The sequence below is a fragment of the Nitrosospira sp. Nl5 genome (genome assembly GCF_900102495.1).
Taxonomy (GTDB): Bacteria; Pseudomonadota; Gammaproteobacteria; order Burkholderiales; family Nitrosomonadaceae; genus Nitrosospira.
The window spans coordinates 94,195-111,099 of sequence record NZ_FMVQ01000001.1 but is presented as its reverse complement, the minus strand read 5'-3'; the positions used below and the strand labels follow the sequence as shown (position 1 = coordinate 111,099).

General features: G+C 54.7%; 12 protein-coding genes. 11 read left to right on the top strand and 1 reads right to left on the bottom strand.

What is annotated here, in order from left to right; all coding sequences use genetic code 11:
- The first annotated feature begins 26 nt into the window (after positions 1 to 26).
- From BLP45_RS00545 to BLP45_RS00495, 11 genes are all read left to right on the top strand, one after another.
- Positions 27 to 1,238, top strand: a complete 1,212-nt coding sequence (locus tag BLP45_RS00545) for a baseplate J/gp47 family protein (protein WP_090368759.1) — start codon at positions 27 to 29, stop codon at positions 1,236 to 1,238.
- Positions 1,231 to 1,896, top strand: coding sequence for a phage tail protein (locus BLP45_RS00540; RefSeq protein ID WP_090368757.1), 666 nt, complete (start codon positions 1,231 to 1,233; stop codon positions 1,894 to 1,896). Before BLP45_RS00545 ends, BLP45_RS00540 begins: the two co-directional genes overlap by 8 nt.
- 68 nt (positions 1,897 to 1,964) lie before the next feature.
- Positions 1,965 to 2,957 (top strand): hypothetical protein, encoded by a 993-nt coding sequence (locus BLP45_RS00535; protein ID WP_090368755.1) that lies wholly within the window; start codon positions 1,965 to 1,967, stop codon positions 2,955 to 2,957.
- Positions 2,879 to 5,197 (top strand): ATP-binding protein, encoded by a 2,319-nt coding sequence (locus BLP45_RS00530; protein WP_371128721.1) that lies wholly within the window; start codon positions 2,879 to 2,881, stop codon positions 5,195 to 5,197. The genes BLP45_RS00535 and BLP45_RS00530 overlap by 79 nt, the downstream gene beginning before the upstream one ends.
- A 177-nt stretch (positions 5,198 to 5,374) precedes the next feature.
- Positions 5,375 to 8,899: an eCIS core domain-containing protein gene (locus tag BLP45_RS14730; protein ID WP_218117914.1), complete on the top strand. Its 3,525-nt coding sequence runs from the start codon at positions 5,375 to 5,377 to the stop codon at positions 8,897 to 8,899.
- Positions 8,900 to 8,908: 9 nt separating this feature from the next.
- Positions 8,909 to 9,418, top strand: coding sequence for a hypothetical protein (locus tag BLP45_RS00520; protein ID WP_090368753.1), 510 nt, complete (start codon positions 8,909 to 8,911; stop codon positions 9,416 to 9,418).
- Positions 9,419 to 9,558: 140 nt separating this feature from the next.
- The gene (locus tag BLP45_RS00515) at positions 9,559 to 12,414 is read left to right on the top strand and encodes an eCIS core domain-containing protein (protein ID WP_176754610.1); all 2,856 of its coding nucleotides are present in this window, start codon (positions 9,559 to 9,561) and stop codon (positions 12,412 to 12,414) included.
- A 37-nt stretch (positions 12,415 to 12,451) separates the two neighbouring features.
- Entirely contained in the window at positions 12,452 to 12,685 is a 234-nt protein-coding gene (locus BLP45_RS00510) for a hypothetical protein (protein ID WP_143002358.1), read from the top strand.
- Between the two features lie 52 nt (positions 12,686 to 12,737).
- Positions 12,738 to 13,127: a DUF4280 domain-containing protein gene (locus tag BLP45_RS00505; RefSeq protein ID WP_090368748.1), complete on the top strand. Its 390-nt coding sequence runs from the start codon at positions 12,738 to 12,740 to the stop codon at positions 13,125 to 13,127.
- A gap of 474 nt (positions 13,128 to 13,601) precedes the next feature.
- The gene (locus BLP45_RS00500) at positions 13,602 to 14,675 is read left to right on the top strand and encodes a sigma 54-interacting transcriptional regulator (protein ID WP_218117913.1); all 1,074 of its coding nucleotides are present in this window, start codon (positions 13,602 to 13,604) and stop codon (positions 14,673 to 14,675) included.
- Positions 14,676 to 14,886: 211 nt separating this feature from the next.
- Positions 14,887 to 15,243 (top strand): helix-turn-helix domain-containing protein, encoded by a 357-nt coding sequence (locus BLP45_RS00495; protein ID WP_143002357.1) that lies wholly within the window; start codon positions 14,887 to 14,889, stop codon positions 15,241 to 15,243.
- Between the two features lie 76 nt (positions 15,244 to 15,319).
- Here BLP45_RS00495 and cysS read toward each other — a convergent pair whose 3' ends face one another.
- Entirely contained in the window at positions 15,320 to 16,702 is a 1,383-nt protein-coding gene (cysS, locus tag BLP45_RS00490) for a cysteine--tRNA ligase (RefSeq protein ID WP_090368742.1), read from the bottom strand.
- Positions 16,703 to 16,905: the final 203 nt, after the last annotated feature.

Genomic DNA, 16,905 nt, shown 5'->3' with positions numbered 1-16,905 from the left:
GACATCGACGATCGGAGCCCGTCGCAATGAACGCAATGATGCCCCATCTGGATGATCGAACCTACGACGATCTTCTGCGGGAAGGCTTTTCCCTTTTGCCGTCTGTCGCGCCCGAATGGACCAATCATAATCCGTCGGACCCTGGCATCACACTCATCGAGTTGCTCGCATATTTCACTGAAATGCTGGTGTACCGGCTAGGGCGGGTTACGCCGGCGAGCAAATTGCGGTTCTTGAAATTACTGAAGGGTGCAAACTGGGAAGGCTTGACCTGGGCTAACAAGCTGGAATTTTTAAAATTGCTCATGGGTGCCGGATGGGAGGGTTGGAGAACTCTTGCCGAAACGCAGTCCGACCTGGAACAGCAAATCGACTGTGCTGTGGCAAACGCCGGCCCTGGCGAGCTTGATGCGGCGATTGACCACGTGATTCGGAACCTGATGCGCAACGAATGTGCTGTCACCGCGCGGGATTTCGAGCAAATTGCCCATGAAGCGGCTCGCGACCATCTCGGTGCAGAGTGGCCGATACGAACATTATGTGTGCCATCGGTCAATCTCGAAAATACTTCAACAATGCGGAACGGGGATTACCGTGCGCATGTCAGCATTGTGATAGTACCGGGCCGGAAACTCACTGATGAGGCGGCAGCAAGTTTGCATGAGAAGGTAAGAAGCCATTTATTGCCGCGTTGCCTGCTCACAACGCGAGTGCATGTTGTCGCGCCAGTTTATCTATGCCTTGCCATTGGATTGAAACTTGCTCCCGCGCCTGGCCAATCAATGCAACAACTTTCAAATACACTCATGGATACCTTACAGCGGCGATTTGACTCAGAAACAGGACATGAAACGCAGGGGGGGAAGCCTACCTATGGTTCGCCCAGTTGGCCCTTTGGCAGGCCCCTGCACATATCGGAGCTGATCGAAGCCATTGATGCAACCGCGGGGGTTGACTACGTGAGCGATGTCACCATTCTCCAGATGAGCAGCAATGAACAGAACCTGGCGTTGCCAGAATTCGCGCTAGGTCTCCAGGTGGGAATCCGTTCGACCATTGGCGTCGATACGTTGCTCGGCGGGTCCCGGTCCCTCGGATCGGAGCGCTTGCTGCGCAACGATGAAGGGCGGCTCGTTTCCATCCTCCTCAAACCGTGGGAGCTCCTGCGGGTGAGCCTGGCAGCGGAGAATATTACAATCATCCCTACACGAAAGAAGAGTGGGGGCGACGATGAGTGAGGCCGGCTCACGCCTGCTGGACAGCCTGCCCGCGATTTACCGCGCTTCAGACTCTGCGGGGTACTTGCGGCGACTGCTTGGCGTCTTCGAGGAAACGCTTTTTCGCAACGAAGCACAAGACCTGCCCGGAATCGAGCAACAAATCGACGCGATTCCAGGTTTCTTCGATCCGCTGGGCAAGGATCATGCTGAACCGTTCAATCATGCAGAAACCCCGGACCGGTTTCTGCCGTGGCTGGCGACCTGGGTTGCATTCACACCGCATGCCCTTTTCACCCCCAGCCAGCTCAGAGTCATCATTTCGCGTATCGCCCCGCTTTATGGCAGGCGCGGAACTCGGACTTACCTGGAGCAGTTATTAAAAATCTGCTTCGACGAAATTTCAGCGGTGTCAATCGACGACGAACCAGTACAAGGGCTGGTAATCGGACAGGCCCGAGTTGGCGAAGACACATTGCTCGGTGGCGAACGGCCATTCTGGTTCCGTATCGACATCGGCGTAAGCCAGCGAAATTCCGGATCGAAAATGACGGAATTGCGCCATGAATTCGAGCAGCGCGTCCGGGCGATCATCGATTTCGCAAAACCCGGCCATACAACCTACGAGCTGCGATTGCGCTTTTCTCCGCCCGACGAGACGGGAACATATACAGCGTGATAACCGGGACCAGTTCTGAATGACAATGATGCTTGATCGGGAAAAATACCCGCCAGGGGAGAACCAGAATGCGTAAAAAACAACTTATCGGCAAAAAACCGGCATATTTCCAGGGACAGTTGCTGCTCGCGGATGATTTCATCGACGAACAGAAATATCACGCAAATGAACGCGCGCGTCATAGCCTCAACCTGCACGGATGGGGAGTTTTGCGCGGACTGGATGTCACGCGCACGAGTGATTCAACCATAAGCATCGGCTCCGGGTTCGCCATTGACGGCAAGGGCCGTGAAATTGCCATCAATCAAGCGGAAGTCCTTGAGCTTTCGTCCTTTCCTCCATCCTCCCTCCTCCAAATCACCGTGAGTTATGAAACAGAACAACCTTCGCGAGATCGGCCGCGAATCGAATGCTATGGGGTTCTGGCCGCTTCGACAGGCATCGAAGAGGCCGCCGTCGTGCTGGCGACGGTTCAACTCGACGAACACGGCAAGCTTACCGCGGAATCGATCAGTACCTCCAGCCGGCGCCAATTGCGTCTTGTGCTTTCGCCTGGTTCGGTAACCGCCTCCGCACTCGATCCCGGTTTACGCAAGGGTTGGCTGCGGCTGGCCTTCCGCCCGATCGCAATACCGCAGGATACCGACCCAAAGGTAGAGCCTCCTCCACCACCTTTCAGAGTTGGCGCCACAGAAGCAAGGGCGCATCGGGATTTTGACGGAAAAGCCAATACCAGGGGCGCGGGCGGGACGATGGCGATTCCGCTGCCCCCAGGCGTCACGCGCGTCCACCGGCTGCGGATCGCCGGCCAGGAGAACGAGAAAAAGATGAAAGTCACCCTATTCAGGGGCGGTTGGGATGCTCTTAACAAGAAGCATATCGGAGGCAGGGACGACGCGGCTAACAGGCTGATAGAAGAGGAAATGGGGAGTGGTCCGTACGACAGGACATACGAGATCAGGGAAGGAGGCCTTGATGCCGAATGCGGCACGCTTTCGGTCGATATCCGCAGCACGGGCTACATCAGGGTATCGCTGATTGCAGTGGAAATATCCTATTGATGCCGCTTGAATCGGGGCGGACCGGACAGACGGAAAAATTCATGCAAGCCTTTACCGACTCGTTGGCACACCTTCTTGCTGAAATGGAGCGCATCGATCTGCTCATGCGCTTTCAAATCACCCGCCAGCGCAAACTGTCAACCGGCGATGAGCAGTTCCGGGGTTTGTACATTTACGAGCAGGAAGTCGATGCACTGCTGCGCAAGCCGATCGGCTTGCCGCAGTGGCTCGTGTCCGAGCCCGATTGGGCGACAGATCCGGCTTCCGAGCTGGGCGTGCTTACGCACCGGATAGCGGAATGCAGGCAGGCCAGCTTAAACCAGGGAATCGACCTGAGGCTTGAGCGGCTGCGCCAACTCTTTGCGTTGACTTCTTTTGATATCGATGTCTTGCTGGTCTGCATGACAGTGGAATTCGATCTGCGCTACGAGAAACTCTATGCCTACCTCCAGGATGATCTCAACAAGAAAAGACCCAGCGTCGAGCTGCTATTCAACCTGCTCGCCCCTTCCCTTGAACTGAGCGTCGATGCGAGGCAGCGCCTCTTGCCGGAATCCCCACTGCTGCGTTTCCGGCTTGTCGAACTTATAGAAGACCCCTCCCAGCCGCGCCCGCCCCTGTTATCGAAATACCTCAAGGCCGATGATCGCATCGTCCAGTATTTACTGGGGGCGGATGGACTTGATGAACGCATTCGCCCTTTCGCGGAATTGGTGGATGCCGGCGAGGGTCTGGAATCATTACAACTGGACGACGAGGTAAAGCAAGGCCTGATGCATTTTACGACCAGTATTCCGGGATCGCAGCCCGTTGTCTTGCACCTTCACGGCCCTTATGGCGCGGATAAACTGAGCGTGGCGCAAGCGGTATGCCACCATGCGGGTCAGCGCCTGATGGTAGCCGACCTGGAACGGCTGGTGGCCGAATCCGATACCGGATTCGGCAAAACCCTGACCTTGATTTACCGGGAGGCCAGCCTGCAACACGCCGTGCTATTCTGGAAAGGCATGGAGGTATTGCATAATGAGCAGCGCCAAAGCATGCTGATTACATTCATGCAGAGTCTTGAACAAGGTTGCGCGGTCGCCTTCGTCGATGGCGAAGCAACTTCCGAGTCGGCTCATGCACCGCGGGGAGTCATCTATCATACCGTTACGCTTCCGCGGCCGAGCTTCGCTCAACGCGTACAGACCTGGCGCGCCGCGCTGAAAGCCTGCGAAATCGGTATCGCGCCGCGCGATATTGACGAACTGGCCGTCAAGTTCAAGTTTTCCCACAGCCAGATCAGGAACGCCGTAGCCACCGCCAGGAATTTTGCCCGCTGGCGCGATCCGGATTTGCGGCGTATCACGATGCGAGAGCTCTACGAGGCTTGCCGCATGCACTCCAACCAGAAGCTGTCGACGCTGGCTCACAAAGTCACGTCCAAATACCTGTGGAATGACATCGTCCTGCCATTGGATCGAACGGAGCAATTGCGGGAAATTTGCAACCACGTCAAGTACCGCGACCGCGTGTATAGCGAGTGGGGATTTGACCGGAAGCTGGCAATGGGCAAGGGGCTTTGCGTCCTGTTCGCCGGACCATCGGGCACAGGCAAGACCATGGCTGCGGACATCATCGCAGGTGAACTGGGATTGGATCTCTACAAGATCGATCTGTCGACAGTCGTCAGCAAGTACATCGGGGAGACGGAGAAAAATCTTTCACGGATTTTCGACGAGGCCGAAACCTCGAACGCGATCCTTTTTTTCGATGAGGCGGATGCGTTGTTTGGAAAGCGCAGCGAGGTGAAGGATTCTCATGACCGTTACGCCAATATCGAGACAGGCTACCTGCTCCAACGCATGGAGGAGCATGAAGGGATGGTCGTCCTGGCAAGTAATTTCCGCAAAAACATGGATGAAGCTTTTGTCAGGCGTTTGCATTTTACCGTCGAGTTTCCCCTTCCCACTGAAGAGGACAGGCGCAGGATATGGGAAAGTGTCTGGCCTGAAGCCACGCCCCGTGATCCGAAGCTGGATCTGGGGTTCCTGGCGAGGCGTTTTCAGGTTACCGGCGGCAACATACGGAATATTGCCTTGTCAGCGGCATTTCTGGCGGCGGATGATAATGGTGTAGTAGGTATGCGGCATCTGGTTCGGGCGACACAACGCGAGTACCAGAAAATGGGAAAACTCGTTTCGGAAAGCGATTTCGGCGTTCAGCCCAAGGATTTGATTGCGATTGGGGGAGATTGATTCAGTTTCACGCCGTCAGTTTGGCAATAGGGTCCTTTGTGAGTCCCTGAATTGGCCTCCACCAATTGGTCCACGGGGGGCGTTGCTGGATATGCGAAACCGGAATCATATCGTGCTGAGAAAATGTCTGTTGCCAGTGACTCAAGCATATTCCTGTCACCGTAGGAACTGACTTTCATGGCTCCGCAACTTTTGGCCGAATCGCCGGAGAAAACAAGGCAGCAGGATGCGCTCCGCAAGCCGCCTCCTGCATCCGTTACATTGTTGAGTGGGGGGTCCTGTTCCACTATCCTCCAGTTGCAGCGCACGCTGGGTAATCAGCGCGTAGCACAGTTGATTCAAGCCAGGCGTCTTACACCCGAAGGCAGAATCCTTGGTCTTCAGCCAAAGCTGACCGTCGGCTCGCAGGACGATCAATACGAGCGTGAAGCCGATCGTGTCGCCCGGCAAGTAGTGGGCATGCCCGATTCGGCAACCCCGGCAGCTTCCCAGCAAACTCCCCTGATAGAAAACGAAGCCAGCCCGGCAACCCAGCGGAGCAGGTCGTTGCCTCCGGTTGCCTCATCCGCTCCCCTCGTTATCCCCCTCGCTCAGCGGAAAACGCAGGTCACAGAAGAGGTTGAAGACCAGAAGGACAAAGAGAAGGACAGAGAAGAGGATAAAGAAGAATTACTACTGACGAAATTCCTGAATCAATCGGCCGCACCTCCCCTTCAGCGGATGACCGCGCAAGAGGAAGAGGCCGGGTCAACCCAGGCAGCATCCGCCACATCGTTCGGTGGCAGCTTCGAGGCTGGGGAAGAGATCGAATCCCAGGTCAACCTGAGCAAGGGACAAGGCAGTCCCCTGCCGGATTCCGTGCGCGCCTACATGGAGCCAAGGTTTGGGACGGATTTCAGCCAGGTACGCGTTCACACGGGCAGCAACGCCATTCAGATGAACCGGGAAATCGGCGCTCATGCCTTCACCCACGGTTCCGATATTTTCTTTGGCGCTGGAAGCAGCCCCGCCAACCTGGAACTCACCGCGCACGAATTGACCCACGTAGTGCAGCAGACCGGCGCGTCGCCCCTTCAAAGGCAAAAAGAGGATGCATCCATTGCATCCCGTCCGCAGTTATTCGCCCATTTACCTTTTACTGCCGATATTCCGGAAAGCGGTCCAGATCTTTCCCATCAGGAAATTATGGGCGGATCGAACACTGGGGAATCGGGAAAGACGAGCATTGGCACTGCAAGTAAAACTGGGCATGTAGAGCACGTTACCCCAATACCGGATATACGCAGCGGCACGGGGCGTCCGGTGGAAGCCCAACAAAATCCGCTGTTGTTGACTCCCAACTCCCCAACCTCTGCGGAGCCCAAAAAGCTTGGAGAGCCGTCAGAGCCCGCAGTACCGAATGCAGTTCCATCCGCTACACCAGATATTACGGGTAACCAGCCGCCAGGGGATGGCAGTGAGCAAAAAACACCGGAAATCATCGCCGCTCCAGCACCCGGGACGTTACAGGCCGGCAGTGAGGCCAGCAATACAGTGGAGAAGCCGGGAGACTCCGCATCTCCAGGGATGGGGCAAATCGCGGCGGCGCCAGACTCGCCCCTCAAGCCTCACGCCATCTCACAGGCGCGCCTCATCAACAACGATTGTCTGCAAAGTGAATCACAAGTCGCTCGAAATGCGGCAGCGCGCCGGCAACAGATAAACGGGTATTTCTCTGGCGTGCGTCGAGAGCTATCGGGTTTTTTAACTAAATCCGCCCTCGGCATGAGGACCCTGGTTGCCACAAAGCAATCCGAAATCGTCGCCGCGTCGGCGAGAACGCTCGGCGTGATCCAGAGGGGTATCGCGAGCGCCTTGCAGGCGGCGGAAGCGCAAAGCAATGCGCTTCGCGAGGAAATAAACGAGGTCATCGAAAATATCACCATCTCTGTACAAGAAAGAGTCGGGGGAATCACGAACCAGATAGTCGATGTGATCAACGTCATACCACTCCCGGATCTCCCCGGCGTCGCCCAAGTCCGCAACGCGGCGGTGAATCTTTTGAAGAGCGCAGCCGGAGTGGTAAATGGCGCGGTTGGACAAGGCCTCGGATTTATTCGTTCGGCCTTCAACGTTGGAATGAGTTTGCTCGGTTCGTTCTTGCGCGTTTTCAGGCAACTGATCGATCAGGCGCTTGCGCTCGCTTCATCGGCGATTCAGCGCATGATGCAACTTGTCTTCCAGGCGCTGAATCAACTGTTAAATCTCATCGTTTCTACCCTGGAAAGTGTTTTGTCCGGCGCCATTACGCCTCTGCTCAACCGGCTGGAGACGTTGATGAGTCAAGCGATTTCCAATGCGGAGCAACAGTCGCTCGCCCAGATACGGGCCAATAAAGCGCAGCATCTGGACGCATTGGCTTCGGCGGTCAATCCTGCCGCCGGAGGCGGGAAAGTAGCTCCAACGGCGGAAAACAACAAGACTGCTTCGATGGATGACAGCATTGCAGCAATTCGGGAGATTGGGCTGAATGCGATCCAGAACAATCAAGTGATCATCCAATCTTTCGAGGAACAAACGTCCTCGATCACTGTATCGATCTTTCAACGGCTGGCGACTACAGCCGGGCAGATCATGCAGGAAATCGCGACTCGGATCGCGCAGGCGGTAGAGATGATTGTCAATAAAGTCACCCAGGTCATTCAGAGTTTCTCTCAGTTGGCCCAAGCCGTTGTTGCGTTCATCCAGGCTTTGATTCAGGCGTGGACTAGCGCACTAAGCCGCATTGTGCAGTACGTACGCTCGCTGGCCCAAAGTCCTGTTGATCAACTCGTCAACTTTGCCCAGAGAACTTTGAGCCGGATGCGAGATTTTATCAGCCGCCTCATCCAAAACTTCATCAGCAGCGGCGGCAGCATAATCGGCAGCATCGCGGAAATTGTCGGCGATTTCAAGTTTACTCCTTCCTTTCTGGGACCAGCCCCGGCCTTCGTCGGGCCGCCAATCCAGATTATCGGAGGGCTCATTATCATCCTCATCGCCGGAGTGGCCTACGTTCTCCCGCTATGGGTGGGAATCGTCCTCCTGGTGGTCGTCGTGTTGCTGCTTCTCCTCCTCCTGTATCTGCTCTACCGGTGGATATTCAAGCCACCCCCGCTCAAACCTCCGCCACCACCGCCACCCCCGCCCTGCCCCCTGCCCATCAATGTCCGCAATGGGCCCTTCCACCAGCCGATTGACGAGCCGGCGCGTGTTGGTATGGAGATCGCAATCACAATCAGTTCATCGACCGGTGTCGATGCCGATATGGCAACAATAGTAGACAGCGAACAGGTAGGCCTTTCGTTTAACCACACCGGGTCATTTATCGGCATGCCTCCCCTACCTTCCAACCAGAGTGGCTTTATGCCAGGATTCCCCATACCAAATGACAGGCACGCCGCGCCGCGGTCACTGATCATCGACCGGGCGGACAATCATGGCGGCAACGGCAGTTTCGACAAGCACCAGCTGGATATTTTTATGGCGCCCGCATGCGGCATTCCTGTCCCGCAGGCAATTCCCGACTCGGGTTATCTGATCAAACGCGTCATTTCCGTCGGACCGGGCACCCAGATTACTTTCCGCACCGAAAAAAGCCCGGCCGCGTGTACCGTCAATGGATTCGCGACAACTGCGGGACCATCGCCGACGCAGGGTGATGACGTAATCGTAAGACCTTAGGAGGCAAGCATGGATTCCACCAGCGGACCGGGCCTGTTTATTCGTGAGCGCGACCGCATTCTCCCGGCTACCGCCGAAGACGAAGAGGTCGCTCGAAGCTACCCGATGTTTCCGGATAAGGGACCCATCACCCACGGATACCGAATCACGATTCTCACCCGGAATATCATGGTTAGCGCGGGTGATTGCGTGCGTATCATCCATATTTGCGAGGCTGTTATCCCGCATTTGCTGCTGTATATCATGGGCCCAAAGCCGATTTACGATGAGTATGTGAATGACGTTCTCTCAACCCCGGCGCTGCCTGTCCATGAGAACCCGTTGGCGCCATCCTTCTATGACGGCCGAACTGCCGTTGGCCCCGCCATCGATTATAACTACGAAATCACGCAATACCGGTTCGAGAAGCCGGGAACATACCTGCTGCAGTGGCGTCCCGGAACACTCGTATCCAATACGCTCAGGATACAAGTGGCTGCCGAAAAAACGGGCGGGCCAGCGGCAGTGCGGGAAACTTGATCACTTTCCATGTATAGACTATGTTTAAATTGACTATGCATCAGGTTTGAGAACGCGGTCAACTTGTACGGATCAGTAAGACAGATAATGCTTAATTGAACGGCACAAACAGCACATAATCCATGCAGGAGATGACATTTATGTCTGCACAACTTCTGACCGGGTCACCGGAAAAGTCAACGCAACAAGTCAGGCGCCTCGCGCCTGGTCCTCTTCCCGCTTCGTCATTTCGCGCTGTGCTCCAATCACCCATTCTCCAACTGCAACGCACATTGGGCAATAGACGTGTGGCGCAGTTGATTCAAGCCAGTCGCCTCACGCCACAAGGCAGGATTATTGGAGTTCAGCCAAAGCTGACCGTCGGTGCAGCAGACGATCAATACGAGCAGGAAGCCGATCGCGTTGCCCGGCAGGTAATGAGCATGCCGGATCCCGCCTCGGGAACTTCGATACAGCCGGCGCTCGCTCCTGAAGAAAAACCGGAAGAAGACAAGGATAAGATACTGCAAAGCAAACCGCTGGCTGCTGGAATTACGCCGCTCGTACAGCGACAAATGGAAAATACGGAAGAATCAGAGGACAAGGAAATGCCGCTCCAGGCGAAATTGGGGCAAAGAGAACATGGGCTCGTCCGGCGACAGTCTATCCCGGAAGAAGAAGTCGAACCAATCCAGGCCAAATCCGGAGGATCATGGGGCGACAGCTTCGAGGCTGGGGATGAAGTCGAATCCAAGCTTAATAGCAGCAAAGGAAGCGGCGGCCAGTTGCCGGATACTGTGCGCACCTATATGGAGCCGCGATTTGGGATGGATTTTGGCCATGTACGTGTTCATACCGGCAGCGCAGCCATCCAGATGAACCGAAATATCGGTGCCCAGGCCTTTACCCACGGTTCTGACATTTTCTTTGGCGCGGAAAGCAGCCCACACAATCTGGAACTCACAGCACACGAATTGACCCACGTCGTGCAACAAAGCGGTGCCATGCCGCTGCCAGCGAATAGATTGCCTCAAGCAGCGACCGGCAATACGAACCTATCCATGCAGCGCGCGTGCCCGGCGTGTGGCGCAGCCCCGGACAAGAATAAGGGAGAGGATACGGAGGCTGATTCCTCCTCCTGCCCGGACTTCAAATCCTCGCCCAAAATAGCGAGACAGCACATTGCGAAGACTGGGGCCCGCTTAAACAACCATTGGCAGTCAGCACAGCGCCAGTCCGTCGTAAGCGGTGAAGAAGAGAAAGAGAAAATCAGTACCGCTCGTCTCAATCAGTCCCAATCACGTTCATTGCCTATTCAGCGCAAGACCCACCGGGGAGAAGATGGATCCGACTACGTGGAACTCACCATTCCTGACGGGACCTACGTCCTGGAGGCAGCCAATATCCCGGCCGAAGCCTACTGGGGACTGACCTATACCAATTATGCCGACGTCTATGCCACAGCCAGCCAGTTCCTGCCGAAAGTAATCGATGGATTGAATGCCAATCCTCATACACTGCGGCACACCGACAAGGGGGTAAAACCGGAACACAACTTCCGCATCAAGCCCGGCGCGGAGCTCGACCCGGAGGCTGGTTTGGGTTCCGCCAAGGTACAGGGATTCCGCCATGGCTATATCTCCGACGATCCGGTCATCGAAGCATACCTGCAATTCGATACCGTGCCCCTGCTGGAAAATCCACGACCGGAAGAACATGTCGCCAATAATATTATCGATATGAATCCAGAGCATCACGAGGCATTCTCGTGTCCGGAACAGGGCAAGATGCAGCTCCAAAAGGAAACATCCGTCACTGTAACGGATGGGGTGGCATTATCCGAGACCAAGACTGTCGGCAACACCCTTGGGTTTGAGATAAGCGGGGAAATCGGGAAGAAGGACAGCTGGAAAGTCGGCGGGAAAGTTGGATACCAACGCTCATGGGGGAAAAGCTTGGGCAAGACAGTGACGGAACAAAAAGCGGTAACAAAAAAACTCCAGGTAAGCTATACCTGCGAAGGAGCCGGCGACTGGGCTTTTGTGCCCACTTGCAGCGTCTGGAGAACGCCGCTGACAGTAAACGTATCCGATAAAACAGGGAAACGCACCGGACAGGATATAGCGTACCTCTACCGAGTGAAATATAACCCGGACGCCAGGGTGTGCAAAGTGGTGAATGGCAAGGTGGATCCCAACTGCGGGAAAACGGCGGCCACCGAAACCGCGGCCGCAGTTAAAAAACCTGTGCTCGACATGACCCCGGACGAGTTCGAGAAGAATCAGGAAGCCCAGTACCAGCTATTCACCATGGCCAAAAGCTGCCGCTCCCGCATGCAGGCGCTTGCGGACGACATCCTCGCCCAGCAGTTGATCAAGGGTGAGGCCAAATCCATTCTAAAACGTGATAGTTTTCCGGAGTTCGTCAAAGGGGTTGTTGCCAAATGCCGCAGAAATGGCTACAACCGAATCGGCCAGATGGATGACATTGTGCGGGGCCGTTTCAATCTGCGTTCCAACGAGGACGTCAATACGGTTGCAGCCGCCTTGAAAGTACAAAAAAAATACCCCGTGTCATTCGTGGTCGGCCCGCAACGCGAACAGCCGGGTGGCGGGTTTGGTTATCCCCGCTGGCACATTATTCTGAGCGATCCGGAGTCGGGCCTGACCCATGAATGGCAAATCGGTACCCAGGCCGTGACCGATGTGTTTGAAAAAGGGAAGATCAAACTTCCGGACGGTGTTGAGCTGGGACCCGATATGAAGCCGAATTTGCATGATATCGAATACGACATCTTCAGAGGTATCGAGAAAAAATACCCGGATGTACATAAAAGACATAACCTGCCGGAATTTCATGCCAAGGTTGACGCGCTGGCTGCGGAAGCAGGACTCAAAGGCGAGAAAACCCCTGATCTGGCAAAGAAGATCGGTGTGTTGCATAAGGACGCCTATCTTCATCTTCAAAAATTGGTCGATGAATTTGGTCCGGAGTGGCTGAAACAATTTTATCATTAGGATAATGACATATCCCCTGTTAATGGAATGGCTGTAGGTGATGCAACAACCCGACAGAGAGGTGAAAAGCGATAGGCTGCTAGGTTTGTCAGTTGCCTGCCCACAGTGCGGCACCACCATGCAATCGACAGGAAAAATGCATTACAGCCCGGTGATCAAGGACTGGCTTATTGAATACTGGTGCCCCTCCGACCGGCAGTTGTTCAATATATATACCCCGGAAACGTACTCCCTTGCTCGGGAGCTAGCGTCGGACCCGAAAGAAAAATAAACGACTCGCGATATCACAAGGGGCTTATCCACATTGAGGTATGTAACCCGATATGCCACAACATGTTTGTAACGGCGCTATATTACGGTGCAGCTTCGGCGTCGCGCCCAGCCAGTTCACCGTATTGCCCATTAATAGGGTCAATACGAGCAGCCAACCCGCAGCCACCATCATGGACCACAAGCCCACGGTAAATATCGCACCGTTCGGGATGTGCATGAGCCTAGCCAACCCAGCGGTGGCCGCCGCGACTTCGGCTGCCTTTGGCGTACTCACACCGCAGCCATGTATGCCAGTGACGCTAAGCCCGTGGGTACCCGGCGCAACGACGGTGCTGCTTGGCGGTCAGCCCTCGCTGGATAATACCTGTACGCTTAATTGCATGTGGGGCGGCGTGATCCAGGTTGCCGTGCCCGGACAGTTCACTGAGCTTATTCCATAAGATTTCGCTGTTATTCCCTACGAATAGCTACACCTATTCCTATTGGCAGCCGGAAATCTGCCAGGATAACGATCGGCCGCAAAGACTGCGATTCTTCCAGTCCGGCGGATTGCTCGTCAGCGTTACACGTTATTTGCGGATCATATCAGCATTCTTCGCAAGCTTTGGCTCAGGCAACCTGTCTCGCCACAATCCGGGATCACAACGCAGATCTTCTTTGTCTCCGACAAAGCAGGACTCCTTCTCTGTGAAGCAAAAATACATCCGTATCTCCATGTTTTTCTTCCTCTGTCGGTTACCGCACCGACCTTTCTTTTTGCTTCACACATTCTCACATTTCTTTATTGCCGGGGGGCTTGGAAAATTAAAATTGCTTGCAATCTGAGCACAAGCCAATTTGAAATAAAATAAATAAAATCTCCCGGGAGATAAAACCAACAGAATTTCTTGAACACCGTTTTCAAGGGGACTGACATGAACCACGAGCATCACGATACCTACGGTATGTATAAAACCGCTCCACGGGAATGGGCTGCGGCTCCGAGTGGAACGGCCAAGCTGGAGAGGGGAATGGACCGTTTTACTCTTCTTGGGAGTTCTTCAGCATTCTCTCGCATGCTTCGCCTAATCGACAGACTTGCAAAAGTACAGGCGCCCGTCCTGATCGAAGGAGAAACTGGAACGGGAAAAGAGATGGTTGCACGTGCCATCCATTACCAGGGTATCCGTCGTGACCAGGCTTTCGTACCTATAAATTGCGGCGCATTTCCGGACAATCTGATCGAGAGTGAACTCTTCGGTCATGTCAAGGGGGCATTTACGGATGCCCGAAGCGACCAACCTGGATTGGTGGAAACGGCCGCCGGAGGCACCCTGTTTCTCGACGAAGTTGACGCGCTGACACCCCGGGCGCAAGTAACACTATTGCGCTTCCTTCAGGACGGCAGCTATCGTCCGATTGGGGCCCGCATCGAACGCAAGGTCGATGTCCGGGTAGTCGCCGCGACAAACGGCAGCCTGGATAACCTGGTCGAATCTCATGCTTTTCGCTCCGACCTCCTGTACCGACTGCGAGTCCTTGGCATGAAACTGCCGCCGCTTCGTGAGAGAGACAACGATGCACTACTGTTGGCAAAGGTTTTTTTTGATCGGTGCAAGGCACAATTTCACTGTGATGCAAAGGAACTGGATCAAGAAAGCTGTAGCTGGTTCGATAGCTACCCTTGGCCCGGTAATATTCGCGAATTGGAGGGACTGGTCTATCGGGAAGCTGTGGTTTGCGAGGATACGACATTGCGCCTGCCTCCCCCGGTGCCATGTGACAATGAACGCCGCCGTACTTTCGAGCGCCGTATAACCGGATTTTGCAATGAGACATACTCGGCAGCAAAATCGGCAGTGCTGGAGCAGTTCGAGCAGCAATATCTCAGCCAGCTAATGGAGCGGACTCGAGGTAACGTCAGCCAGGCAGCTCGCCTGGCCGGCAAGGAAAGACGCGCCCTCGGCAAGCTCCTGAAAAAGCACGGCATGACGGGGCGCGAACTGTGACAATTCCGACCCACCTATGGGTTATTTTTCGCTCAATCCAGGCAAGCTGCTGATTAAACGTTCTTATTCATAATCCCGCATGGCGGAATTCACGTGACCCCAATGCACGTGGATACCCACTCGCGGGCCAATTAGCGCAAGTAAGCTCGCAAAGCGCGCATATTGATTGATTGATCAAACTTTGTGGTTGGCATATGTCTTGCTTTAGTAAATGAAGCAGATCCCAATCACAGTCTCAAGCACCTCTTCCAGCGAATATCAGAGAGACACCGGAGAAATGGATTCTCGATCCAAACCGTATACGGGTACAGACCCCCGTCAGGAAATCGTCGAGTATTTACATATACACCCGTGCGCCGCTGACACCGTGGACGGGATTATTCAATGGTGGCTTTCCCGCCAGCGTTATGAGACCGCCAAGACAGTCATACAACGTGCCCTGGAGGATCTGGTGGAGCAGGGCATTGTTGACTATGTGGATACAGGGAATAATACGAGGATTTTTCGGCTCTCAGCAAAGCGAAATGCCGGAGATGCCGGCGATACCGGCGAAATGGACCAGGATTAAAAAAACGGACAATCAGGTTAACGTTTTTCGTTTCGAGTTGCCAACAGTCCGCCCATGATCCAGAGGGCGACAATATTCACGCCCGCCGCCAGGTCGTGCCTTCCGGGTCATCTTCCAGGATAATGCTGGCGTCCAGCAACTCCTTGCGGATGCGGTCGGCTTCATTATAATTTTTCCTTGTGCGGGCAATGAGGCGCTGTTGAATCATTTGCTCAATACGTTCGGGTGTCAAGGCGGCATCCTCCGCAGTTGCGGCATCCTGGAAATATCGCTGTGAATCCTGCTGCAGCAGGCCCAGCACGCCACCCAGCGCTTGCATTAATGCCCTGTCCCCAAGCGACCCTGTCTTGTTGGCTTCATTGGCGAGGTCAAACAACACCGCAATAGCGTCGGGGGTGTTAAAGTCATCGTCCATCGCTTCCCTGAAACGCCGTGCATGAGCCTTATTCCAGTCTATCGCACCGGAGGGTTCGCTTGATGTACTTCCTTTCAGTGTTGTGTAAAGGCGGTCGAGGGCGCGTTTTGCATCTTCCAGATGCTGGTCGGAATAGTGCAGCGGACTGCGGTAATGCGCGCGCAGAATGAAAAAACGCACCACCTCCGGCTGGTAGCGGTTGAGTATCTCGCGCACGGTAAAAAAGTTGCCCAACGACTTTGACATCTTTTCATCATTGACACGCACAAATCCGTTGTGCATCCAGTAATTGACGAAAACATGTCCATGCGCGCCCTCGCTTTGTGCAATCTCGTTTTCATGATGGGGAAACTGCAAGTCCTGTCCGCCCCCATGGATGTCAAAATGCTCACCCAGATAATGCTCGCTCATCGCGGAACATTCGATATGCCAGCCGGGACGTCCTTTCCCCCAAGGCGAATCCCATTGCGGCTCACCGGGTTTGGCGGCTTTCCATAATACGAAGTCCAGCGGGTCTTTCTTGTGCGGATCGACAGTTACGCGTTCCCCTGCACGCAGATCGTCGAGTGATTTTCCGGAAAGCTTTCCATAATCAGAAAAGCGGTGCACAGCATAGTACACATCGCCGTTGGCTGCCGCGTAGGCCAGGTCTTTATTCACCAGGATGCGGATCATGGCGATCATCTTTTCCACATGCCGGGTCGCTCGCGGTTCGTGTGAGGGCGCCACCACGCCGAGCGCGGCGGCATCTTCCTCCATCGCCTGGATAAAACGAGCGGTCAGCGCTTCGATGGGCTCATTATTTTCCGTCGCACGCTTGATGATTTTATCGTCAATATCGGTAACATTGCGCACATACGTCACATCGAAGCCACTCGCCCGAAACCAACGCACAACCATGTCGAATACCACCATCATCCGTGCGTGGCCGAGATGGCAATAATCGTAAACGGTCATGCCGCAGACGTATACTTTGACCTTGCCGGGTACCAGGGGGACGAAATCCTGTTTTTCCCTGGCGAGTGAATTATGGATTCTGATCATCTGGCGAGATTGTGGAGGGAGCAGGCTTCTTGGTAGAATCTTGAATATTCCAGCAGCCTGTCGGACTTGAAGAATCGATGCGAAAAATTGACTGGGCGAGGACAGATTTTGACGATTTTGAAGGCCAATAGTTGTTCTATTGGCCGAAAAAGCGGTGAAATATGCACCGTCCAGTCAATTTTGCAGCCGATTCCTTTAAGTCC

Bases quoted from the DNA above. Each gene is read 5' to 3' on its own strand.
- BLP45_RS00545 (WP_090368759.1), top strand. From the start codon at position 27: ATGAACGCAATGATGCCCCATCTGGATGATCGAACCTACGACGATCTT.
- BLP45_RS00540 (WP_090368757.1), top strand. From the start codon at position 1,231: ATGAGTGAGGCCGGCTCACGCCTGCTGGACAGCCTGCCCGCGATTTAC.
- BLP45_RS00535 (WP_090368755.1), top strand. From the start codon at position 1,965: ATGCGTAAAAAACAACTTATCGGCAAAAAACCGGCATATTTCCAGGGA.
- BLP45_RS00530 (WP_371128721.1), top strand. From the start codon at position 2,879: ATGCGGCACGCTTTCGGTCGATATCCGCAGCACGGGCTACATCAGGGT.
- BLP45_RS14730 (WP_218117914.1), top strand. From the start codon at position 5,375: ATGGCTCCGCAACTTTTGGCCGAATCGCCGGAGAAAACAAGGCAGCAG.
- BLP45_RS00520 (WP_090368753.1), top strand. From the start codon at position 8,909: ATGGATTCCACCAGCGGACCGGGCCTGTTTATTCGTGAGCGCGACCGC.
- BLP45_RS00515 (WP_176754610.1), top strand. From the start codon at position 9,559: ATGTCTGCACAACTTCTGACCGGGTCACCGGAAAAGTCAACGCAACAA.
- BLP45_RS00505 (WP_090368748.1), top strand. From the start codon at position 12,738: ATGCCACAACATGTTTGTAACGGCGCTATATTACGGTGCAGCTTCGGC.
- BLP45_RS00500 (WP_218117913.1), top strand. From the start codon at position 13,602: ATGAACCACGAGCATCACGATACCTACGGTATGTATAAAACCGCTCCA.
- BLP45_RS00495 (WP_143002357.1), top strand. From the start codon at position 14,887: ATGAAGCAGATCCCAATCACAGTCTCAAGCACCTCTTCCAGCGAATAT.
- cysS (WP_090368742.1), bottom strand. From the start codon at position 16,702: ATGATCAGAATCCATAATTCACTCGCCAGGGAAAAACAGGATTTCGTC.